Source organism: Micromonospora craniellae (assembly GCF_014764405.1).
GTDB classification, from domain to species: domain Bacteria; phylum Actinomycetota; class Actinomycetes; order Mycobacteriales; family Micromonosporaceae; genus Micromonospora; species Micromonospora craniellae.
The window spans coordinates 3,596,671-3,619,516 of the sequence record NZ_CP061725.1 but is presented as its reverse complement, the minus strand read 5'-3'; the positions used below and the strand labels follow the sequence as shown (position 1 = coordinate 3,619,516).

The window sequence follows — 22,846 nt, the reverse complement described above, 5'->3', positions numbered from 1 at the left end:
GGCACCGCAGCGTGCGATGCCGCCGCCGGGGCGGTGGCGGATCAGCTGATCGCGTACGCCCGGATGATCGTCACGTCGGTGTAGCCGCCGACGGTGTCGGTGACCCGCGCCCGCAGCGAGACCGCCCCGGACGTCGGGTTGCCCACCTGGGCGGTCCAGACGCCGTTGACCTTCTTGACCGACACCGAGCGCCAGGTCTTGCCGCCGTCGAAGGACGCCTTGGCGGTGACCGTCTTCACCTTAGGGTTCTTGCCCAGCTTGGCGTCCGGACCGGCCTTGGGCCGGCTCAGCTTCAGCTGGACGTTCGTGTTCGCGCCGGCCTTGGCCCGGTTGTACAGGTCGAGGCCGGTGGGCAGCATGGTCAGCGCGTAGACGGGCGCGGTCATCGAGCTGTTCGGCTTCGCCTTGAACCGGTACGTGACGCTGGTCTTCGGCGACAGCATCCCGGCCGGGAAGGTGATCTCCGGGTAGTAGCGGCTCGCGTCGTTGGTGAGGGTGTACCACCCGCTCTTCTTGACCTTGTACTCAAGGCTGGTCATTTCCGACTCCCAGCCCCTGTCCTTCTTGGTCTTGACCGTCTTGCCACCGAACTTCAGCGTCGCCGTCGCCTTGTCGCCACCCTCGACGCTGTCGCGCGGGAAGCCGGGGTCGGCGAACATGTCGTTCAGCACGTACGACAGCCAGCCGTGGTTGACCTGCGGCAGCCGGGTGGACGGCCCCCAGGCGGACCGGAAGAACCGCAGCGTGTACGACTTACCCGCGCTGACCGTACGGGGGACGAAGTAGTGCCCGACGACCGGTGCCGTTCCGTCCTTGGCCTCGGTGTAGGCGTGTACCCCGACATCCCACTTGCCGGCCGAGAGGCGGATCTTCGTCCGGTACGGCTGATCGGTGCTGACCAGGCCGGCGTACATGTCGCTGCCGCAGGAACGGTCGATCGGCTGCACCCCCAGGCTGCTGTAGTTCGCCGCCGACGGGCCGCGTCGGGTCTCCACGTCCACGGTGGCGAGCGAGGACTGCCTGAAGGTCCGGGTCGGGGTGCTCGGGACACTGGTCGTGGTGTACATGACCGCGTAGTGGGGGGACACCCCGGTGTGGTCGACCCAGGACCGCATCGCGGCGAAGGCCAGCCGTTTCGAGGAGTTCGGGACGACGTACAGCCCGCCGCCGGGGTCCCACCCGTCGACCGAGTAGGTCGCGGACGCGGAGCGGGTGCAGATCTGCCCGTTGGTCAGGATCTCCCGCCCGGCGGTGTCGATCGCCGGGCTGAGGCCGAGCGAGACCCGCTTGCCCTTGCGGGCGTCCACCGTGGTCTTGCTGGCGCCGGAGACCTTGACCGTACGCGCGCCGAGGGTCGAGGTGTCCCCGGTACGGATCGAGGCGAGCAGCGCGTAGGTGCCCTTCGGCAGCTTCTTGGCCTTGTTGGACTTGACCGAACGGCGCTCGTTGGTGGCGAGGTTGACCACGGTCGTGGTGACGGTGACCTTCTTGCCGTTGCGGTCAAGCGTGGTGACGGTCAGCGTGTTGGTCGCCGCGACGGCAGGTGCGCCGGCACCGAGCAGCAGCGCCGGCACCAGTGCCGACGCGATGGCGGCCCGGGCCATGACGCGGGCACGCGAGGACGATCCGGGGCCGGAGGCGGCCCCGATGCGAGATGAGAACAATTTAGGAACTCCCGTGAGTGGAAGCCGATCCCGCAGTACGACAACGGCGGGAAAGCTGATGCTAGATGAGTTACGCCGCCTGTACCGCCCCGTCCACAGTCGCGTCAGGGCAGGCCGATCAGGTCGGCCATCCGGCGCATCTGGTGGTCGAAGTACTCGTCCCGTGCGGTGATCAGGCCGTCGAGCTGGCCGAAGAGTTCGAAGCTGACGGCGCCGAAGCAGTGGATCCAGCCGACGGAGCCCCGGGCCAGCAGGGTCTCGGGCAGTCCGGCGAAGAGGTGATCCCGCACGGCGACGAGATCGGCGTGCACCGGACCAGGCAGCTCGTCCGGCCCGGGATCGGCCAGGACGCCGGTGGTGAAGCCGTCGAGCAGGATCCGGATCAGGGTGGTCGGGGTCCGGGACGCCGCCACGGTGGTCTCCTGCGGCGCGGCGTACCCGGGCACCGGACTACCGAACAGCAGGGCGTACTCGGCCGGATGGGCCAGCGCCCAGCGGCGTACCGCGTGAGACACGGCGAGCCACCGGCCGCGCAGGTCGGTGCGGGCGGTGACCTCGGCGTCGGCCGCCTCGGCCGCGTCACCGAGGGCCTGGTAGCCGTCCAGGATCAGCGCGGTGAGCAGCTCGTCCCGGCTCGGGACGTAGCGGTAGATCGCCGAGGAGACCATCCCCATGTCCCGGGCGACGGCACGCAGCGACAGGTTCGCCCCCTCTGCGGCGAGGTGGCGGCGGGCGATCGTCTTGATCTCGTTGATCATCTCGGCTCGGGCCCTGGCCCGGATGGCGGCGGCAGGCATACCGGAGATTGTCGCACACATTCGAGAGCACTGCTCTTGACGAAGGGTGCCCTCATGCGTGAGCATAGGTCTCAACAGAGAGCGCCGCTCTCGACCGAGGGGAGACTTCGATGGCCGTTCACCTGATCGTCGGCGCCGGCATGGTCGGCTCGACCACCGCGCGACTGCTCGCCACGCGTGGTGAGCATGTCCGGATCGTCAGCCGGTCCGGGCGGGGCCCGATCCACGCCCGCATCGAGCGGATCGCCGCCGACGCCACCGACGCCGACCGGCTCAGCGAGCTGGCGCAGGACGCGACCGCCGTCTACAACTGCCTCAATCCCGCCTACCACCGCTGGCTCACCGACTGGCCGCCGATGGCCACCGCGCTGCTCACCGCCGCTGAGCGGTCCGGCGCGCCACTCGTGATCGCCGGCTGCCTCTACGGTTACGGCGAGGTCAGCGGGCCGATGACCGAGCAGACCCCGCTCGCCGCCACGCACCCGAAGCTGCGGATGCGCGCCGACATGTGGCGCGACGCCCTCGCCGCCCAGCGCGCCGGTCGCCTCCGCGCCGTCACCGAGGTACGCGCCAGCGACTACCTCCAGGCGCAGTCGATCCTGACTTTCTTCCTCGGTCAGCCGCTGCTCGCCGGACGCCGTGCCATCGTCCCCGCCCCACTCGACGTGCCGCACACCTGGACCTCGATCAACGACGTGGCGGCCATGCTGGTCACCGCCGCCACCGACGAGCGGGCCTGGAACCGTCCCTGGCACGTGCCGAGTGCGGCGCCGAAGACGATCCGGCAGCTCGCCACCCGTTTCACCGAGCTGGCCGGCGTGCCTGCGCCGAAGCTCACCAGCGCTCCCGCACCGGTCTTCCGGGCCGCCGGCCTGTTCGTTCCTATGCTCCGCGAGTTCCAGACCACGGCATACCAGTTCGCGCGGCCGTTCGTGATGGACTCCTCGGCCGCCACCACCGCGTTCGGCCTGCGTCCCCAGCCGATCGACGAGGCGCTGCGCGAGGCGATCGCGTTGCTGCGCGACGCACCGAGCACGAGTGCCGCTGCCCCCCTCGCCGTTGCCTGACGACGACACCACACCGGAGGTTCACCCATGTCCACTCTCACCATCGCGCCCACCGTCGTCCTCGACAGCCGAAGCCGCAGCGCCCCCGGCCAGGTCGACAATCGCCTCGCGTACGCTGGCTTCGCCCTCGCCTACCTGCTCGGGCACGGTGCCGCCGCCGTGTCGTCCGGCAGCGACCCGCTGGTGAAACTACCCGGCTGGTTACCGATGGCCCTGCTCGCCACCGGCCTGGTGGGCGGCTCGATCGCCGCCACCGTGGCCGCCACCCGGGCCCAGCGAGGGGTCACCGGTCCCGAGGCCCTCACCGGCAAGCTGCTCGGTTCCGCCTGGGGCGTCGGTTTCACCGCGCTATTCCTCGCCATCACCGGTCTGACCAGCGCCTTCGACCGGCCTGAGTTGCAGACCGTCCTCTGGCCCACCGGCTCGGCGTTCGTGGTCGGGCTGATCTACCTGGCCGAGGGGGCCGCCCGCCGTAACCTGCTGCACTATCTGCTCGGGAGCTGGCTCGCGTTGGTGGGCACGGCGGCGCTCTTCCTCGGTACGCCGGGCCCGTTCTGGGTCCTCGCCGTCGCCGGTGGTGGTGCGTACGTGCTCGCCACCGTCCTGGAGGGCCGTCGACTCGCCGCGCACCGATAGCTCCACCCCGCACACGGGAAACGGTGGTCCTAGGACCACCGTTTCCCGTTGCCGCCTACGTGGCCGAGGCCCTACCGAGGTTCAGGAGACCGGCATGGTCTGCCGGGTCGCCGCGTCGCGGTCGACCCGGCTACGCGCCCGCACGCTCTCGGTCTAGAACCGCAGGGCGGGACGTTCCACCAGGTGCCAGGAGGGTACGGCGAACGCCAGAGTGCCGAAGCGGCCGTAGGAGGCTTTTGACCGTTTTTACGTCGACTGGCTACAGCGGTCGAGGGTCACCGCCGTTCGGTGACGACCTCCTTGGAGCCCGGCACCACGTTGCGGGTGGCGCGCAGGCTGGTGATCGTCACAACGGTCAGCACACCGATGATGACCAGCAACGACGCCGCCGTCGGGATCAGCGGGACGCCTTCCCAGACACCGTGCGCCCAGTGCAGGCCGAGCTTCACGCCGATGAACGCCAGGATCACGGCCAGGCCGTAGCTGAGGTGGACCAGGCGACTCAACGCGGCGTGCAGCACGAAGTAGAGCGCCCGCAGGCCCAGCAGCGCGAAGGCGTTCGTGGCGAAGACGAGATACGGGTCCTCGGTGATGCCGTAGACCGCCGGCACCGAGTCCACCGCGAAGACCGCATCGGTGGCGAAGACCGCCACCACCACCAGCGCCAACGGCGTCAACGCCCGACGGCCGTTCACCCGGACGACCATCTTGGTGCCGTGGTATTCATGCACCACCGGCATGAACCGGCGCAGCAGCCGCACCGAGCGCATGTTGCCGATGTCCACCGACTGCTCGTGCCCGGTGAACGCGTCCCGCAGCAGCTTCGCGGCGGTGAACAACAGGATCAACGCGAAGATCAGGAACGCGAAGTCCAGCGTCTGCAACGCCGCCGCACCCAACGCGATGAAGACGCTCCGCAGCACCAACGCGCCGACGATGCCGAAGAGCAGCACCCGCTGCGCCAGCTCGGTCGGCACCGCGAACGCCGCCAGCAGCAGCATGAACACGAACAGGTTGTCCACCGACAGCGACTTCTCGACCAGATAGCCGGTGAGGAAGTGGACGCCCTGCTCGGAGCCGAACTCGGACCACACCCAGGCACCGAAGATCAGCGGCAGCGCGATATAGAAGGCCGACCAGCCCAACGCTTCCTTCAGCGACACCCGGTGCGGGCGATGGGTGACCGCGAAGTCGAGCACCAGCAGGGCCAGCACCCCGCCGATGGTCACCGTCCAGAGCAACGGCGTGCCCACGGAGTGAAGTTCACCGGCGGAGTAAGACAATTCGGGCATGGACCTTCCTCGAACACCGTGCATGTTCGAGGTCTCCTTCACCCACCGTTCGTGGGCAACCACCCGAGGCACACCCGGGGTGCGCCGTACTGACCGGTATGGTTCGTGGGAAGTACTCCCCTCGTACCGCCAAGGTTAGGACAGGCCGACCCCGGCCGCCAGGCGTCGGCGCGCGGCGCGTCGGCATCACGGCACCCCGCCCGCTCCACGCGAGGTGGGCGGCACCGGCCGGGGCGCGACCGTGGTGGAGATCACCGAGGGCGTCGTCCCCCGTCACCGACGGCGATCGTCCCGAGTGGGGCGGACACGAACGCCGACGTCTTCCACGCCGAGACCACCGTCGGCCGCCGATCGGTATGGCCTGGGCCACGCCGGGCGGATTGTCGACGTACCCGGCATGCGTACCGGGTAGCTACGGAACTTTGCACCGACCGGCGCCACCCGCGGAGGTGATCGGATGACCGGGACGTTGCAGCAGCTCGTCGACCGCAACGACATCGAGATGATCCGTGGGTGGTTGGACAGCAGACCGCCGCACGAGATCGCCGACGAACTCGCCCGACTCGACGCGGTCGCCGCCGGGGTGCCGTTCCGGCTGCTTGACAAGGACCCCGCACTCGCCGTCTTCGAGGAACTGGACCCGGTGGACCAGCAGCGCATCCTGGTGGGGCTGCGCGACCAGGCGTTCCACGAGTTGGTCGAGGAGATGGACCCGGACGACCGGGCCCGCATGCTCACCGAGGCGCCGGCCAAGGTCGCCCGGCGCGTCCTGGCCGGGCTGTCGCCGCGCGAGCGACAGATGACCGCCGAGCTGCTCGGTTATCCGCCCGGCTCGGTCGGGCAGACCATGACGCCGGAGGCGGTCGCGCTGCCCCGGCAAGTGACTGCCGCCCAGGCGCTCGACGTGGTGCGGCGCAAGGGCGCCGAGGCCGAGACCGTGTACGTGTTGCCGGTGGTCGACCCGGGCCGTCGTCTGGTCGGCGTGGTGGAGTTGCGGGACCTGGTGCTGAGCGCCGCCGACGTGCCGGTGGCCGATCTGGTCGACACCCACGTCTTCCGGGCCCGCGCCACCGACCCGGCCGAGGAGGCCGCCCGCCTGATGCGGGAGACCAACACCATCGCCCTGCCGGTGATGGACAGCGAGGACCGGCTCGTCGGCCTGCTCACGATCGACGACGCGATGGAGATCATCGAGGCGGCGGACACCGAGGACGTGGCCCGTCAGGCCGGCACCGCACCCTGGCCCGGTCACTACATGGCGGTGAGCGTCTGGCGGTTGGCCCGATCCCGGGCACCCTGGTTGCTGCTGCTCATCGTCGCCTCGGTGCTCACCGTCAATGTGCTCCAGGCGTTCGAGGCCACGCTGTCGCAGGTGACCGCGCTGGCCCTGTTCATCCCGCTGCTCGTGGGCACCGGCGGGAACGCGGGTGCACAGGCCACCACCTCCGCCGTACGCGCTCTCGCGCTGGGCGAGTTGCGCGGCTCGGACCTGCCGGCGGTGATCTGGCGGGAGTCCCGGGTCGGTCTGCTGCTCGGCGCGTTGCTGGCAGCGGTCGGCCTGGTCGTCGGCGTGGTCGTGGTCGGTGGTGAGATCGCCCTGGTCATCGGCGTCTCGCTGGTGATCATCTGCGCCTGGGCCGCCACCGTCGGCGCCACCATGCCGATGCTGGCCAAGCGGCTCCGCATCGACCCGGCGGTCGTCTCCGCGCCGATGGTGACCACGCTCGTCGACGCCACCGGGCTGATCATCTACTTCGGCGTCGCGCACGTCGTGCTGACGTTCTGACCTGACCGCGCCGGCAGCCGTGCACCCGACGGGCCGGTCGTAGGCCCGTCGGGTGCGTGGTGGTGGCTCAGAGACCGTCGGGTAACCGGCTCGGGGCGTTGTGTGACGGCGAGACACGTCGATGCGGGACGCTCGACAAATAGGTCATCCCCGCCATGATCGGGTTGTGTGTGCAACGTAGACCTTGGCGGGGATGACGCCCGCTCATGCTATCCGTCGAGCTTGACCGACGCGATGTGGGCGATCCTGGCCCCTCTCATGCCGGTGCGTGACCTGCGTAGAGGCGGCCGGCCCCGTAAGTGGGACGACCGGCTGATCCTCGACTCGATCTTCTACGTGCTGCGGTCGGGCTGTGCGTGGCGAATGATGCCGCGTGATCTGGCGCCGCCGGATGCGGCGCATCGCTGGTTCACCGCTTGGCGTAGAAACGGGACGTGGGATGCGATCCACGACGAGCTTCGCCGGCAGGTACGGGTGGCGGCGGGTCGTGGGCCGGAGCCGACCGCGGCGGTGTTGGACGCCCAGTCGATCAAATCCAGCGAGGGTGGCGAATGCCGTGGGTTCGATATGGGCAAGAAGACGACAGGCCGTAAGCGGCATCTGGTTGTCGACACGATGGGGTTGATCCTGGTGGTGATGGTCACCTCCGCCTCCGTCAACGACCGTCCTGGAGGCCGGCGGATCCTGCAACGACTGGCCGAGGCATTCGCCACCGTCGCGCTGGTGTGGGCCGACGGCGGCTACGCCAACAGCATCGACTCCAGCCTGTTGAGCTGGGCAAAGGACAAGCTCGGAATCCTGCTGGAGATCGTCAAGCGCACCGACGATGTCAAGGGCTTCAAGGTCCTGCCGCGTAGGTGGGTGGTGGAGAGGACGTTCGGCTGGCTGGTACGTAATCGGCGTCTGGCCCGGGACTACGAGCGGTTGACCGTCAACTCTGAGGCCATGATCAAGGTAGCGATGATTCGACTCATGACGATACGTCTGGCCGGGCAGGCGGTCCGGTGGAGCAACACTACCGAACGCGAAGCCGCCCGACGTATCAACGCTGAACGACTTATCGCCACGTAGTCACCTGGTTACCCGACGGTCTCTCAGCGTTGCAGGGTGAGCAGTCCGGGGCGGTAGGGCAGGAGGCCGTAGTCGCCGCCGGAGTTGGGGGAGCGGCCCTGGTAGAGCAGTTGAAGGTTGCAGGCGTTCGCGGTCATGGTCTGGTCGGCGTTGGTGCGGATGAGTTCGCCGTGGCTGATGTCGTTGGTCCAGGCGCAGATGATCACCAGCTTGACGCCGATGGATGCGATTCAAGTCTTTGCGCCCATCCGAGGCCGGTGCCGACGCCCACGCGCACCTGGGTACGCGTACTCAACCCGGTCCGGCCCGCGCGCTCAGGTGTCGGCGCGTCGGCGCGAACAGGATTGGCGACATGGCCGAACTGCCGCACCGACACATCGCCCTGGGTACCGCCGAGTCGCCGTTGCCGGCGCTGGCCGCGCGGTGCCGACAGACGACGCTGGCGACCGGCGGCCGCGCGGTCGCCACGCTGACCCGGCTCGCCGGTCGCCACCCCGCCGGATGGCGGTGGCTGGCGCGACAGCACCACCCGGTCCTGGACCGGCTGGCCGCGGCGAACGCGCAGGCGGTCTGCGAACGGGCCGCTCGACAGGTCCCCGCCTACCAGTCCTTCCTGCGCGCCCGCCCGGCCGGCACCCGCCGCCGCCTGGCCGACTTCCCGGAGACGGACAAGCACGGCTACGTGACGGCCTACGACGCCGCCGCGCGGTGCTGGCAGGGCCGCATGCCGTCCCGGGGAGTGGTGGTCGACGAGTCGGCCGGCTCGTCCGGGCGGCCGTTCAACTGGCCCCGGGGGGACCGGGAGCTGCGCGCGGTGCACCGGGACATCGCCGGCTACACCGGACTGGTCTTCCCGATGCGCCGACCGTTCGTCATCAACGCGTACTCGATGGGGGCCTGGGCCACCGGGACCACGACCGGCGCGGCGATGTCCCGGATCGCGGTGGTGAAGAACACCGGCCCGGACCTCGGCAAGATCGTCGACACGCTGCACGAGTTCGGCCCCGACTACGACTACCTGGTGACCGCCTACCCGCCGTTCCTCAAGCACCTGCGGGACCGGCTCGACGCCGGTGGCTTCGAGTGGGGGAAGTACCGCGTCTTCGCCAGTTGCGGCGGTGAGGGCATGACCGAGGCGCTGCGCGACTACCTGGAGCAGCGGTTCGCCCTGGTCCGCTCCGCGTACGGGGCCTCGGACCTGACAATCGGCATCGGCGCCGAGACCCGGTTCACGGTGTGGCTGCGGCGGCGGTTGCAGACCGACCGTGGGCTGCGGGCCGAGCTGCTCGGTGCCGACGAGCAGCGGCTGCCAATGGTGTTCCAGTACAACCCGTTCTCCACCTACCTGGAGACGAACGACCGTCGGGAGCTGGTGTGCACGGTCACCGGTGACGTGCTCCAGCCCCGACTGCGCTACAACATCGGCGACGAGGCGGTGCTGGTGCCGTACCAGCGGATCGTGGAGCTGGCACACGCCGACCCGGTCCGCCGGGCCGAGTTCCGCACCGCCGTCTCCGTCGAGCGGATGACCCTGCCGGTGCTGCTGCTGTTCGGCCGGCGCGACTCCACCGTCTCCTACCTGGGAGCAAACCTCTATCCCCAGGACGTCGAGTACGGCCTCTACACCGGCAATCCGCACGCCGCCGAGATCAACCGTTTCTGCCTGACGTTGGTCGAGGACGCGTCGCTGGAGACCCGACCGGTGGTCCACATCGAACTGCGCCGCCCGCTGCCCGAATCGCAGCGCGACGCGCTCGTCGCCGCCTGCCGCAGCGGCGTACGCCGGCACCTCACCTCGGTCTCCCGGGACTTCGCGCAGTCGCTGCTGGAGGACCCGACCGCCGGTGACCTGCGGGTGGAGCTGCACGAGCCGGGCAGCGGCCCGTTCACCGGCGAACAGAACATCAAGAACGTCTACCTGGTGAGGTGATCATGCGTACCCGTGACTTCTCCCGCGCGCCCGCGCAGGCCCGCGCCGGCGCCATGTTCATCGGCGGGACCCGCTACGCCAACCCGCTGGTGCTGCTGCGGCTGGCCCCGGACTGGTTCCGGATGGTCCGTGACATGCGCCGGATGTCCGGCTACTGCTGGCACACCGTCTACTGGCAGTTCCCGCTCACGCTCGGCACGATCGCGTTCTTCACCGACCGCGACGCGATGCTGCGCTTCGCGCGTACCCGCCACCACCGGCGGTTGATGGTCTGGCTGACCGACGGCACCCGCAACGCGACCGCCGGCTTCATCCGGCTCTACACGGCCTCGCCGGACGGGTACTCCAACGGCACCTGGCGTGCCGAGGGGCCGGAGATGGGACACATCGACACGTTCACTCCGCTCGGCGCGGAGACGACCGGGCCGGCGGTGATCCGGTGAGCCCCCGCGCGCACCGGTTCGAGCGGGTCACCTGCCGTCGTGGGCTGCGGGAGTTCCTCGGTCTCACCGACCGGCTGTACGCCGACGAGCCGCGCCACGTGCCCACCCCGCGCCAGCAGATCCGGCAGTGGTGGCAGGACGGCGTGCCGATGTACCTGCTCCGCGACGCCACCAGCACGGTGGTCGGACGCACCACACTGCACACCGACGCGGCCTTCGACGCCAAGATCGGCCGCCGGTGCCAACTCTTCGGGCTGACCGAGTTCACCGCCCCGGCCGCCCGGCCGCTGTTCGACGCGATCTCCGCGCACGCCGACCCCGACCGGGATCTGCTCTTCGGCCCGGTGGCGCTGCTGCCCAACCAGGCCGGCGGAGTGATCACCTCCGGGTACGCCGAACGCGGTTTCGTCGACAGCGCCTGGAACCCGGCGCACTACGCGACGGCCTACGAGGCGTACGGGTTCCAGCGCCGGTTCGAGTCCGACACCTGGATCTGCCCGGTGCCCACCCCGGCCGAACCGGCGCCACCGGTACGCGTCGATCCGGACGGGGCCCGGGTCGAGCTGCACCGGGGTGACGTGCGGCGACTCGACGACCAACTCGACCTGCTGCGCGGGATGTTGAACGACTCCTTCGCCCAGCTCGGGTACTACACCCCGATCTGCGCCTGGCAGCTGCGGCGGCAGACCGACGGGCTGGCGTACCTGCTGGACGAGTCGTTGCTGCTCTATCTGACCCGGGACGGTCAGCCGGTGGCGTTCACGCTGTGCGTACCGGACATCAGCGAGTTCATGGTGGCGGTCCGGGGCGACCTGCACCTGGTCAACCAGATCCGGCTGCTCGGCACCCGTCGCCGCTACCGGCGGGAGGCGGTGCTGATCGTCAAGGGTGTGGTCCCGGAGTACCAGGGGCGCGGCTACCAGCGACTGCTCTCCACGCACCTGCACCACAACCTGCACACCGCCGGCTACACCGCGCTGCGCAGCACCTACGTCGGTCGGGACAACCCGGCGTCGGCGGCCCAGTACCGGCGCCTCGGTGGCCGCCCGTTGCACGGCTACACCTTCTATGCCAAGGAGCGGTAGGTGGACGTCGCCGCGTTCCGCGCCCTGGAACCGCTCTGCTGGCGGGCACCGAGCGCGCACAACACCCAGCCGTGGCGGCTGCGGTACGAGCCCGGGCAAATCCGGGTCGGGTGGAACCCGGCGTACGCCCTGCCGGCGGCCGACCCCACCGGCCGTGACCTGCGCCTGTCCCTGGGCGCGTTCGTGGAGACCTGCCTGATCGTCGCCGCCGACGCCGACCTGCCGCTGGAGTACGTCGCCGACCACGACGACCCGTGGGTGGGCCGGTTCCGGCCGGCGCCGAGCCGCTACCCGACGCCCTTCCGCACCACCGAGGTCTGGGATCGGCGTACCCACCGGGGCGGTTTCGTCGGCGGGCCGGACAGCGACGCGCTCGCGGCGGTGGACGCGGTCGCCCGGCAGGCCGGCGGCAGCGTCCGGACCGTGCCGCACGCCGACCGCCTCGGCGCGCTCCTGCGCGAGGCCGACCGGCAGGTGTACGCGGACCCGACGGTCGTCGCCGAGCTGCGCCGCTGGCTGCGGCTGACCCCCGCGCATCCCGACTACCGCGCCGACGGCCTCACCGACCGCTGCCTCGGGCTGTCCCGCCCGGCCGCGAACGGGCTGCGGGCGGCGCTGGCCGCGTATCCGGCGCTACGGCGGCTGGGGTTGCCGAGGCTGCTCGCCGCCGCCGACGACCCGCTCGCCCGAGGCGGCGACGTGCTGGTGCTGGTCGCGCCCGTGGGGCTGGACCGGACCGGGCAGGTGGAGTTCGGGCGGGTACTGCTGCGGTGCTGGTTGACGCTGCACGCGGCCGGGTCGGCGGCGCACCCGCTGAGCCAACTCGTCGACGTCGCGGCCACCCGGACGGCGCTCGGCACGCTGTTGGACGTGGCACCGGACCGGCTGCTGCACGTGACCAGGGTGGGCCGCCCCACCCGACCGGCACCCCGGTCCGCACGCCGCGTCACCGGCAGTGAGCACCCCAGCGCCGCCCCGATGTAAGGAAGGGACCCTTTCAATACACCAGGCGTTAGTAGGGGACCCCTCCTTACACCTCGGGCGCCGGCCGGAGGGACAGCAGGGTTGCGGACGGTCACCTTGGAGGCGGCACGTCGCAACATTGACACACATCGTTGACTCGGCATACATTCGTGCCGATCTGGCAAGCGCTTTCATCACCGCCCCGTCCTGGGCACAGCTGGGCGGCCTTCGCCGCGCTGTGGGAGCGCTCCCGTCTCTGCGTCGTCACCGACGGCAGGTCGAGGCATCCAATTCCGAGGAGGACCAGAGCAGCGATGAAAAGACGAATGAGAGCGTTCACACACAATACGGCCCGGGTGACCGCGGGTGCCGTACTCCTGGCGTCGGCCGGCGTCGCCGTGGCGATGCCCGCCGGTGCGGCGGCAGCCGGTTGCTCGGTGAACTACACCGTGTCGTCCCAGTGGCAGGGTGGCTTCGGCGCCAACGTCACCATCACCAACCTCGGTGACCCGCTCACCAACTGGGCCCTGACCTGGTCCTACAACGCCGGACAGACCGTCGACCAGGCGTGGAACGCCACGGTGAGCCAGAGCGGCGCCGCCGTCACCGCCCGGAACGTCAGCTACAACGGTGCCGTCCCCACCAACGGCACGGTCTCGTTCGGCTTCAACGGGTCGTGGACCGGCAGCAACCCCGTCCCGACCATCTTCGCGCTCAACGGAGTCGGCTGCACCGGCGGCACCACGCCCACCCCGTCGCCCACCACCCCACCGCCGACGACGACGCCACCGCCCACCACGCCGCCGCCCACCGGCGCGGCGGACATCACGGTCAACAACGCCACCCGCCACCAGACGGTCGACGGGTTCGGCGCGGCGCAGTCGATCTGGGGCAGCGCGTGGTCGACTGCCGAGACGCAGACATTGGTCGGGATGGGTGCCAACCAGTTGGGGTTGTCCATCGTGCGGACCGGTCTGTCGCCGGTGTCGAGCGAGTGGGCGACGCATGTGAACTCGTTGAAGACGGCCAAGGCTTCCGGTTCGGGCGTGAAGATCCTCGCCTCACCGTGGACGGCACCGGCGGCGTGGAAGACGAACAACAGCCGGATCAACGGCGGCAAGCTGCGGACCGACTACTACGACGAATACGCCAACCACCTGAACAGCTACGTCCAGTACATGCGCGGGCAGGGCGTGCCGATCGACGTCACCTCGGTGCAGAACGAGCCGGACTGGCACCCGGACTACGACTCGATGGACTGGAGCGGCACCGAGCTGCGCAACTTCGTACGCGACCACGGCACGCGGGTGCAGAACACCAAGCTGATGGTCGCCGAGGCGGTGAACCTGAACTACACCTACACCGACCCGACGCTCGACGACACCACCGCCCGCAACAACATCGGCTACATCGGCGGGCACCTGTACGGCACCGAGGCGTCCGGGCGACTGCGGTCGTACCCGCTGGCCGACCAGCACAACAAGCCGGTGTGGATGACCGAGTGGAACCTGCACGCGGCCGACGGCAACGGCTCCAACATCTGGGGCAACCCCGGCAACCAGACGGTCTGGAACGAGACGCTCGACGACATCATGCGTACGGTCCACCGGTCGATGGAGGCGAACTGGACCGCCTACGTCTGGTGGTACGGCAAGCGCTACTACTCCTTCATCGGTGACGGCGAGGCCGCCTTCGGCACCACGGCCGGCGCGCCGCTCAAGCGCGGATACGCCTTCTCGCAGTACTCCAAGTACGTCCGCCCCGGCTACCAGCGCGTCGCCCTGGCCAAGAGTTCCAAGGCCTCGCCGTTGGAGGTGACCGCGTACCAGGGTGGCGGGAAGACCACGCTGGTGATCCTCAACCGCTCGACCAGCGCGGTGAACAACGCCGTGATCCAGGTGCCGCAGTCCGTCACGCGGGCGGAGCACTACCTGACCTCGTTGAGCGCCAACGCGGCCAGCCAGCCGACCAGCGTCAACGGCGGGCAGGTCTCGGTCAACGTGGGCGCGCGCAGCATCTCCACCGTCGTCCTGACCCACTGAGCACCTCCCGACGACAACTGCGTGGCGCGCATGATCGCGCGCCACGCAGTGGCCGGGTCCGGTAGCCGTGACCGCCGCCCCGGTCCGGCAGGTCGTCGGCGCTGTCGGTCCCGGATGTGATGCTGACCGTCGTGATCGTGACGTTCGACAGTGAGTTGTGGACCTGGGCCGCCCGCCGTGACGAGAGTTGGACCTTCGTCAGCCTGCCGGTCGGGGCGTCCGAGGAGATCCGCGAGATCTCCGGCGGGACGCGTCGGGGTTTCGGTGCGGTACGCGTCCGGGCGGCCATCGGTGGGAGCCGGTGGACGACCTCGGTGTTCCCCGACAGCGCGCACGGTTGCTACGTCCTTCCGGTCAAGCGGGCCGTCCGCACCGCCGAGGCGCTCGACGTGGGCGACACCACCACCGTGACCATCGAGCTGGTCGACCATGGATGACGGCGGTCACGGTCGACCCGCCGGCACCGGTCGACCTGCCGGCACCGGCGGACTCGGGGCGGATCAGGGTCGCAACCACCACGGGCTGGTGTAGGCCACGCCGAAGTCGTTGCAGGGGTGCCCGACCGGACCCGGTGTGCCGTTGGGCAGGGCCGGGTCGGAGATCCGCAGGACCACCCAGTCACCGTCGGCGGCGCGCAGCGGCACGGTGACCTCGGCGAGTCGACCGTTGACGGTCTCGACGACGTCGACGACGGTCGGCGTCGAGGTGCCGGGGCGCAGCACCTGGACGCGCAACGGCTTGCCGTCCCAGGCCGCGCCCCGGTCGATGTCCACCAGGAACCGCACGTCGCCGGAGGTCACGTTCACCACGCCACCCATGCGTACGCCGTTGGCAGTGGCGTCGACCCGCAGCCCGGAGACCCGGGTGGCGAAGCAACGGCGGGCGGCCATCGCCTCGAACACGGCGGCGCGGGTGTTCTCGGTGACCCACAGGCCGCTGCGGCCCTTGCCCTCGTGGAAGCCCCAGGTCGTGCCGTGCTCGTCGGTGACCCCGGTCAGGCCCGGACGCCATCCGGCGTTGAGGCAGGCCACCAGCGGCGACGTACGGCCCGACGACCAGCCCTCGAAGTCGACATGACCGACAGGCCGGTCTCCGTCGACGTACGAATCGCGAAGCGGAGCCGATCCACGAGCACGGCCGGACTGATGTACCGCTGGTCCGGACAACCGAAACGGCACGAAAGTGAATACCGTCGACGCCGTGGACTTCCCGGACGGCACCACGGGGGTCATCGCGACCAGTATCGGCGCCTACGAGTTCGACGACTTCCGCATCTACGAATGACGGCGCCGGTGCACGTCACCGGGCTCCTCGTGAGACGTGAGTCGGACGCCCACCCGGGCGAGCCGAGGCTCCGTCGCGGTGACGGCGTGTCGATTTCTGCACGGTCCTGACCAGGAGCGGCCCACCCGCACCGCCAGCGCGACGACGACAAGCCGGAGACTATCGCCGCCCGCCTGCGGGGTCGCGTCATGCCTGACGCGGCCCCGTCGGGGTGTCCGGCAACCGGACGGTGAACAGGCTGCCCTGGCCCAGGGTGCTCTGCACGTCGATGGTGCCGCCGTGTGCCCTGACCAGGTGCTGGGTGATCGCCAGGCCGAGGCCGCTGCCGCCGGTCGCCCGGGTACGCGACCCGTCCGCCCGCCAGAACCGGTCGAAGATCTTCGGCAGGTGCTCGGCCTCGATGCCCACCCCGGTGTCCCGTACGGCGATCGTGGTGCCCTGCGCGACGACGGTGACCGACCCGCCGGGCGGGGTGTACCGGATCGCGTTCGAGACCAGGTTGCCGACGATCTGCCGCAGCCGGACCGCGTCGGCCGGCAACACGGGGTCGTCCTCGATCTGCATGGTCAGCGCGATTCCGGCCGCCTGTGCCGTACCCCGATGACTGTCCACCACCTGCGTCACCACGTCCCGCACGTAGGTCGGCTCGGGATGGATCCGCAGCGTGCCCGCGTCTGCCGCGGCCAGGTCGGCGAGGTCGTCGATGATGTGCTGGAGCAGCACCGCCTCCTCGTGCAGCAGGCCGAGCAGTTGGGCATCGGTCGGCGCGAGGTCGTCCTGGGCCGCCTCCAGCCAACTGCGGATGTTGGTCAGCGGCGTACGCAGTTCGTGTGCGACGTCGCTGACCATGGCGCGTCGCTGTGCCTCGGCGCGGTCCCGGCGATGGATCGAGTCGTTGAGCGCCCGGGCCAGCCGTCCGATCTCGTCCGGTGCGGAGACCGGGGCCGGTCGCTGCCGGTCGACGGCGTCGGTGAGTGTCCGCAACGGACGGACCAGCCGACGGCCGACCAGCACCGTGACGATGATGGTGGCGACCAGCACCGCGCCGGTCACCGTGACGATGCGGACCGTGTTCTCGCCGGACAGCGTGAACGTGGTCTGGTCGGCGCCGCTGTCCGGGGCGGTGATGAACAGCAGCACGGCCGGGGCCACGTGCGGCTGGAGCATGCTCCGCCGCGACTTCTCCACACACTCGCTGATCCGGGCCGCCTCGTCCGCGTCCACGTCGACCCGGAAGGTCTCCCGGAGGGCGGGGCGGACACTGCGCTCGTCGACCCAGGTGTTGGTCAGGTACGCGCTGAAGTCGGGCAGGATCTCCAGCCCCTCGTCCTCATCGAGGTCGAGACACTTCCCTGCCAACCGCCCCAGGGACCGCAGCGCCTTCTCCTCGGCGGCGCTGGCCGTCTCGGGCTTCGCCTCGCATCGACCTGCCGACCCGCGCGGATCCGGCGTGGTCAGCACGACGGTGAAACGCCCGTCGGGCAGCGGCTCGATCTCTCCGTCCAGGCGACTCCCCCGCAGGCACGCCAACTGTTCCTTGGCCCTCGCGAGCAGTTCGTCGCTGACGTCGTCCGGCAGCCGGAACGGGCCGACCGCCCGAGGGTCGATGCGGTCGGTGCCGCCGGTGAGGCCGAGATCCAGGTTCAGCGGATCGACCACGGCAGCCGGGCGGGCGGAGTCCAGCGAGGGACCGTCGAGCGTGTCGGCGACGATCGTCCGGTCGTCGGTCATCAGTGTGATCCGCCGGTCCAGCCCGGCGGCCCGCTGCTCGATGAGCGGCGACACCACGGACCAGTCCGGGTGGGTGGCCGCGTACCCGATCAGCTCGTTGTAGACCTCGGTGTTCTCGGCGAGTGAGCGGCCCTGCTCCTGGCTGATCGCCCGGGTCGCGGTCCGGGTGGCGAGCCATGCGGTGGACGTGATCGCGGCGATCGCGATCAGCACCGAGGTGACCAGCAGCCGGGTCACCAGGCTGTGCCGGATCGGCACCCGCCGGGCGCTCACCGGGATGTCGCCGGACCGCCGGCCAGCTTGTAGCCGACCCCGAAGACGGTGACCAACCAGGCCGGACGCTGCGGATCGCGTTCTATCTTGCGGCGCAGGTTCATCACGTGGACGTCGATGGTCCGCTCGGTCGAGCTGCGGTCGAGACCACGGGTGTGGTGCAGCAGTTGACCTCGGGTGAAGACCCGGTTCGGCTGCTTCACCATCGCCGCCAGGATGGCGAACTCGCCCCGGGTACAGGCGACCGGAACGCCGTCGACGGTCACCTGGTGCGCGGTCGGGTCGACCTCGATCGGTCCGACCCGCAGCAGCCCGGCCCCGGCGGGCGGCGACGTGCCCGGTCTGGCCCGCCGCAGCAGGGTACGGACCCGGGCCATCAGCTCCCGTGGGCTGTACGGCTTGGTCAGGTAGTCGTCCGCGCCGAGATCCAGTCCGGTGAGCAGGTCGTCCTCGGCGGACCGGGCGGTCAGCATCAGCACCAGCACGTCGGACTCCCCGCGCAGGGTCTGACACACCTGGAGGCCGTCCATCTCCGGCATCATCACGTCCAGCACCAGCAGGTCGGGGCGGAGCCGACGGGCGGTGTCCAGCGCCGCCCGGCCGTCGTGCACCACCACGGCGTCATGGCCCTCGGCGGTCAGGTATCGGCGTACCACCTCGGCCTGTCGAGGATCGTCGTCGGCGACCAGAACCTGTGCACACATGGCGGCGATGATAGGTCTGGATCCCCGCCGGTAGGGCTTCGGCGGCGATACCTGACAGGTTTCTAACGACCGCTGGACACCCTCGTCGGCATGGATCCGAAGCATGACGCCCCGACCGAGTTCATACCGCGTGTGCCCGATCCGCCGGTACGGCGACGCGGTCTGCGGTGGCTCGCCGTGGTGCTCGTGGTGGCGGTGCTGACGGTGGGTTCCGGGATCGCGGTCAGCCGGCATCGGGCCGACGCCCAGCCGGTGTCGGCGAACACGGACGTCGTCGCGACCACACCGATCGTGCGCCGCGACCTGTCGACCACCCGGACGCTGCCCGGCAGCATCGGGTACGGCCCGACGCGTCCGATGGCCGGGCACCTGGCGGCGACGGTGACCTGGTTGCCGCGCGCCGGCACCACGGTGAAGCGGGGTGGACAACTGTTCCGGGCCGACGACCGGCCGGTGGTGCTCTTCTACGGCAGCCTGCCGATGTACCGGGACGTCGCCGGTCCGAACCTGGTCGGCCGGGACGTCCGGGTGGTCGCGGACAACCTGCGCGCGCTCGGCTACGCGGTCGGCCGGCAGCCGTCCCCCGGCGAGTGGGTGACGCCCCGGTCGCAGGCCCGGAGCGCCGCCGACGACGAGTCCGTCGAGACCGGCGCAGCAGGGGCCGGCGCAGCACCGCATCGGGTACGCAGCGGCGAGGGCGTCCTCACGCCGGCCCTGGTAGCGGCGATCAAACGCTGGCAGACCGACCTCGGTGTGCCGGCCACCGGCACGATCCCGGTGGGACACGTCGAGGTGGCGAGCGGAGCGGTCCGGGTGGACTCGGTGAGCGCACAGCCCGGTGACCCGGCGGAGACGCCACTGATGGCGGTGACCTCGGTCCGCAAGGTGATCACGGTCGGTGCCGAACTCACCGACGCCGCCACCATCAAGCGCGGGGACCGGATCCAGGTCGGCCTGCCCGACGACCGCAAGGTCCCCGCCCGGGTCGTCTCCGTCGGCCGTGATCTCGTCGCCAGCGACAGCGGCATCGCGAGCGGCCCGCCCCTGCTGACCGTGACGGTGGCCGTCGACAAGCGGCAGGCCATCGCCGATCTCGACTCCGGCGAGGTACAGGTGCACTTCACCGGCCGTACCGCCGACGACGTCCTGGTGGCGCCGGTCGAGGCGCTGGTGGCGTTGCGGGAGGGCGGTTACGCGGTGCAGGGACCCGGCGGGCTGGTCGCGGTACGCACCGGTCTGTTCGCCGACGGCTGGGTGGAGATCACCGGCGACGGGCTGACCGAGGGCACCGAGGTGGTGGTGCCCTCGTGACCGCGCCGGTGCTCTCGGTGCGCCACGCGTCCATGGTCTATCCCGGCGGGGTGACCGCGCTGGCCGACGTAAGCCTGGACGTCGCCGCCGGGGAGCTGGTGGCCGTCGTCGGCCCGTCCGGATCCGGCAAGTCGACCCTGCTCAACATCATCGGCACGTTGGACCGGCCCACCTCGGGCACCGTCCACATCGCCGGTCAGGACGTCGCGACACTCGGGGACCGGCGGTTGTCGGCACTGCGGGCCCGGGAGATCGGCTTCGTCTTCCAACAGTTCCACCTCGCCGACGGGCTCAGCGCCGTCGACAACGTCGCCACCGGCCTGCTCTACGCCGGGGTCCCACGGCGGCAGCGGCGGGAGCACGCCCTGCGCGCCCTGGCCCGGGTCGGCCTGGCGCACCGCACCGGCCACCGCCCGGGGCAGTTGTCCGGGGGCGAGAAGCAACGTGTCGCGATCGCCCGCGCGCTGGCCAACCGGCCGTCGCTGGTGCTGGCCGACGAACCCACCGGCGCGCTCGACACCGCCACCGGGCAGTCCGTACTGCGGCTGCTGCGCCGACTCAACGAGGAAGGCACCACCATCGTGCTGATCACCCATGACCGGGGCATCGCCGCGTCGCTGCCCCGGCAGATCGAGATCCGCGACGGACGGCTGATCCGCGACGACACGCAGTCGTCGCCCGTCCCGGCCCGTGCGGTGCTGTCGGTCCGCTCGGCCCGCGCCGTGGAGTCGGGCGGCCCGGCGCGTGCCGTGGAATCGGGCGCCCCGGTCGGCGATGTGGTGTCGGGCCGGTGACCGGGCCGATCGACCGGTCACCACGGCCGGCCCGGCTGGCCGTACCGGACCTGCTCGCGCTCGGGCTGACCGGCCTGCGAGCCCGTCCGCTGCGGGCGGTGCTCTCGGCACTGGGCATCGCGATCGGCATCGCCACGATGATCGTGGTTACCGGTATCCCGGCCGCCGGCCAGGCCGCGCTGCTGACCGAGTTGACCGCGCTCGGCACGAACTCCCTCCAGGCGATGGCGGCACCGGACCGCGATCCACCGGTCAAGCTGCCGGAATCAGCCGTGGGGATGGTGCAGCGCATCGGCCCGGTCACGGCGGCCAGCGCGGTCGGCAACACCCGCACCGTGGTACGCCGCAACGATCTCCTCGATCCCACCGACGGCTCCGGGCTCACCGTACTGGCCAGCCGCCTGGACCTGTTGCCCACGATCAACGCGCGGATCCGCGCCGGTAGCTGGCTGAACCCGGCCACGGCGGACTTCCCCACCGTCGTACTCGGCTCGGTGGCCGCCACCCGGCTCGGCATCGCCGACCTGCCCGCCGGAGAGCCTGCGCCCCAGGTGACGATCGCGGACCGCCGGTTCACCGTGATCGGCATCCTGGCCGAGACCCCGCTGTCCCCGGACATCGACCGGTCGGTGCTGGTCGGCTGGTCGGCGGCGCGCAGCGAGCTGCGGTTCGACGGCCACCCGACGGTGATCTACATACGCTGCGAGGAGTCGCAACTGGAGGCGGTACGCGGTGTGCTGGCCGAGACGATCTCGCCGGAGCGCCCCGGCACGGTGGTGGTCAGCCGTCCCTCCGACGCGTTGGCCGCGAAGCGGGCCACCGAGGGCAACTTCTCCGTGCTCTTCCTGGCGCTGGCTGCGGTCTCCCTCCTGGTCGGAGGCATCGGGGTGGCCAACACGATGGTCGTCTCGGTCCTGGAGCGCCGCGCCGAGATCGGCCTGCGACGGGCGCTCGGGGCGACTCGTGGACAGATCCGCAGCCAGTTCCTGACCGAGTCGACCGTGTTGGCGGCACTCGGCGGGCTGGTGGGTACGTCGGTGGGACTGCTCGCCACCGTCGGGTACGCGGCCTGGCAGGGGTGGCCACTGGTACTGCCCGGCCAGGCGGCGGTCCTCGGGGTCGGCGGTGCCGTGGTGATCGGGGTGCTCGCCGGTGTCTACCCCTGCGTACGCGCGGCCCGGCTGCCCCCGACGCAGGCCCTCGCCGCCGCCTGATCCCGCCGAAGGGCGACACGAAAGAGCGCGGCGGCCGGTGCTTGTGTGTAAGGAGGGGTCCCTTCCTAACGCCTCGTGTATAGGAAGGGACCCCTCCTTACATCTCGGCGGGCGCCGTCAGTTCTGCGCGGCGGCCACCGTGCGCTCGCACTCGGGGGCGAGATCGAGACCCATGCTGATCGAGCGGGAGTGGTTCTGGTCGCCGCCGAAGGCGAGCGAGACGCCGTCCTCGGAGACCTCCACGTACTTGACGCCCTTGTCCTTGAGGCACTTCACGACGGCGACCGCGAAGTCCCGCGCCTCCGGGTTGGCCGGGTCCTTCTCCCACGGCGGCAGCGGATAGTACTTCGGCTCACAGATCCGGTTCGCCGCCTCGTACGCCTCCGCCTCCTTGGCGTTGGTCTCGCTAGACGGTCGGCCGGGGTGTCCGGCCGTCAACTTGTCCGGGACGCCCTGCTGCTTCAGGCACTTGCGGTACGGCCCGAGCAGCGCCTGGTACTCCTCCGGCGTGGTGTCGAGCCGCTCGCGCGGACGTTCCTCCTTCGGCTGCGCCGAGCCGGTCCGTTCCGGCTCGGGGGTGGCCAGTGAGGCCACCTGTCCAGCGCCGTCGTCCGTCTTCTTCTCCTCCGCCGTCGTCCCGCAGGCCGACAACGCGATCAGTATGACGGCACCCATCAACAGCGTTCGGTTCCTGCGCATGACAACGCCTCTCGTCCGATCGGTCCGGGACGTTCCCGGGCCGCTGCGGCCGGTTCTCGG

Annotated in this window: 19 protein-coding genes and 2 pseudogenes; 13 read left to right on the top strand and 8 right to left on the bottom strand. The window is 70.6% G+C overall.

What is annotated here, in order from left to right:
* Window positions 1-41 precede the first annotated feature (41 nt).
* Together ID554_RS16175 and ID554_RS16170 are read right to left on the bottom strand one after the other, a co-directional pair.
* Window positions 42-1,604: a hypothetical protein gene (locus ID554_RS16175; protein ID WP_117229940.1), complete on the bottom strand. Its 1,563-nt coding sequence runs from the start codon at window positions 1,602-1,604 to the stop codon at window positions 42-44.
* 164 nt (window positions 1,605-1,768) lie between these two features.
* A complete protein-coding gene (locus tag ID554_RS16170) occupies window positions 1,769-2,461 on the bottom strand; it encodes a TetR/AcrR family transcriptional regulator (RefSeq protein WP_117229941.1) in 693 nt (230 codons plus the stop codon).
* Window positions 2,462-2,571: 110 nt separating this feature from the next.
* On the opposite strand from ID554_RS16170, the gene ID554_RS16165 reads away from it, so the two are divergent.
* Window positions 2,572-3,528 (top strand): NAD-dependent epimerase/dehydratase family protein, encoded by a 957-nt coding sequence (locus tag ID554_RS16165; protein ID WP_117229942.1) that lies wholly within the window; start codon window positions 2,572-2,574, stop codon window positions 3,526-3,528.
* A gap of 27 nt (window positions 3,529-3,555) precedes the next feature.
* On the top strand, window positions 3,556-4,164 hold the full coding sequence (locus ID554_RS16160; protein WP_117229943.1) for an ABC transporter permease: 609 nt from the start codon (window positions 3,556-3,558) through the stop codon (window positions 4,162-4,164).
* A gap of 275 nt (window positions 4,165-4,439) precedes the next feature.
* Here the strand turns inward: ID554_RS16160 and ID554_RS16155 are convergent, their stop codons facing one another.
* Window positions 4,440-5,456 carry a TerC/Alx family metal homeostasis membrane protein gene (locus ID554_RS16155; RefSeq protein WP_117229944.1) on the bottom strand — a complete coding sequence of 339 codons (1,017 nt, stop codon included), beginning with the start codon at window positions 5,454-5,456 and terminating at the stop codon, window positions 4,440-4,442.
* Window positions 5,457-5,913: 457 nt separating this feature from the next.
* Between ID554_RS16155 and mgtE the strand changes: the two genes are divergently transcribed.
* Together mgtE and ID554_RS16145 are read left to right on the top strand one after the other, a co-directional pair.
* Window positions 5,914-7,242: a magnesium transporter gene (mgtE, locus tag ID554_RS16150; protein ID WP_117229945.1), complete on the top strand. Its 1,329-nt coding sequence runs from the start codon at window positions 5,914-5,916 to the stop codon at window positions 7,240-7,242.
* Between the two features lie 168 nt (window positions 7,243-7,410).
* Window positions 7,411-8,232 (top strand): annotated as a pseudogene (locus ID554_RS16145) (IS5 family transposase); the annotation flags it as partial.
* Window positions 8,233-8,336: 104 nt separating this feature from the next.
* Here ID554_RS16145 and ID554_RS16140 read toward each other — a convergent pair.
* Window positions 8,337-8,504: pseudogene (locus ID554_RS16140) on the bottom strand (non-reducing end alpha-L-arabinofuranosidase family hydrolase); the annotation flags it as partial.
* A gap of 161 nt (window positions 8,505-8,665) precedes the next feature.
* Between ID554_RS16140 and ID554_RS16135 the strand changes: the two are divergent.
* The 6 genes from ID554_RS16135 (at window position 8,666) to ID554_RS16110 (ending at window position 15,213) form a co-directional block, all read left to right on the top strand.
* Window positions 8,666-10,243 (top strand): phenylacetate--CoA ligase family protein, encoded by a 1,578-nt coding sequence (locus tag ID554_RS16135; RefSeq protein ID WP_117229842.1) that lies wholly within the window; start codon window positions 8,666-8,668, stop codon window positions 10,241-10,243.
* Window positions 10,244-10,245: 2 nt separating this feature from the next.
* Window positions 10,246-10,686 (top strand): DUF4188 domain-containing protein, encoded by a 441-nt coding sequence (locus ID554_RS16130; protein ID WP_117229897.1) that lies wholly within the window; start codon window positions 10,246-10,248, stop codon window positions 10,684-10,686.
* Window positions 10,683-11,771, top strand: a complete 1,089-nt coding sequence (locus tag ID554_RS16125; RefSeq protein ID WP_117229843.1) for a GNAT family N-acetyltransferase — start codon at window positions 10,683-10,685, stop codon at window positions 11,769-11,771. The genes ID554_RS16130 and ID554_RS16125 overlap by 4 nt, the downstream gene beginning before the upstream one ends.
* Complete coding sequence (locus tag ID554_RS16120) at window positions 11,772-12,755, top strand: nitroreductase family protein (RefSeq protein ID WP_117229844.1); 984 nt, start codon at window positions 11,772-11,774, stop codon at window positions 12,753-12,755.
* A 305-nt stretch (window positions 12,756-13,060) separates the two neighbouring features.
* Window positions 13,061-14,776 (top strand): cellulose binding domain-containing protein, encoded by a 1,716-nt coding sequence (locus tag ID554_RS16115; RefSeq protein WP_117229845.1) that lies wholly within the window; start codon window positions 13,061-13,063, stop codon window positions 14,774-14,776.
* Between the two features lie 131 nt (window positions 14,777-14,907).
* A complete protein-coding gene (locus tag ID554_RS16110; RefSeq protein WP_117229898.1) occupies window positions 14,908-15,213 on the top strand; it encodes a DUF1905 domain-containing protein in 306 nt (101 codons plus the stop codon).
* A gap of 63 nt (window positions 15,214-15,276) precedes the next feature.
* Here the strand turns inward: ID554_RS16110 and ID554_RS16105 are convergent, their stop codons facing one another.
* From ID554_RS16105 to ID554_RS16095, 3 genes are all read right to left on the bottom strand, one after another.
* A complete protein-coding gene (locus ID554_RS16105; RefSeq protein WP_223884107.1) occupies window positions 15,277-15,807 on the bottom strand; it encodes a DUF3604 domain-containing protein in 531 nt (176 codons plus the stop codon).
* A 439-nt stretch (window positions 15,808-16,246) separates the two neighbouring features.
* Window positions 16,247-18,064 carry a sensor histidine kinase gene (locus ID554_RS16100; RefSeq protein WP_223884106.1) on the bottom strand — a complete coding sequence of 606 codons (1,818 nt, stop codon included), beginning with the start codon at window positions 18,062-18,064 and terminating at the stop codon, window positions 16,247-16,249.
* Entirely contained in the window at window positions 18,061-18,768 is a 708-nt protein-coding gene (locus ID554_RS16095) for a response regulator transcription factor (RefSeq protein ID WP_117229900.1), read from the bottom strand. The genes ID554_RS16100 and ID554_RS16095 overlap by 4 nt, the downstream gene beginning before the upstream one ends.
* 90 nt (window positions 18,769-18,858) lie before the next feature.
* Here ID554_RS16095 and ID554_RS16090 point away from each other — a divergent pair, with 90 nt between their 5' ends.
* The 3 genes from ID554_RS16090 to ID554_RS16080 are packed head-to-tail and all read left to right on the top strand — an operon-like array spanning window position 18,859 to window position 22,087.
* Window positions 18,859-20,079, top strand: a complete 1,221-nt coding sequence (locus tag ID554_RS16090; RefSeq protein WP_147333530.1) for an efflux RND transporter periplasmic adaptor subunit — start codon at window positions 18,859-18,861, stop codon at window positions 20,077-20,079.
* 32 nt (window positions 20,080-20,111) lie between these two features.
* Entirely contained in the window at window positions 20,112-20,873 is a 762-nt protein-coding gene (locus ID554_RS16085) for an ABC transporter ATP-binding protein (protein WP_117229901.1), read from the top strand.
* Window positions 20,870-22,087 carry an ABC transporter permease gene (locus tag ID554_RS16080; RefSeq protein WP_191088559.1) on the top strand — a complete coding sequence of 406 codons (1,218 nt, stop codon included), beginning with the start codon at window positions 20,870-20,872 and terminating at the stop codon, window positions 22,085-22,087. The genes ID554_RS16085 and ID554_RS16080 overlap by 4 nt, the downstream gene beginning before the upstream one ends.
* 117 nt (window positions 22,088-22,204) lie before the next feature.
* Here ID554_RS16080 and ID554_RS16075 read toward each other — a convergent pair whose 3' ends face one another.
* Complete coding sequence (locus tag ID554_RS16075) at window positions 22,205-22,786, bottom strand: hypothetical protein (protein ID WP_147333531.1); 582 nt, start codon at window positions 22,784-22,786, stop codon at window positions 22,205-22,207.
* Window positions 22,787-22,846 lie beyond the last annotated feature (60 nt).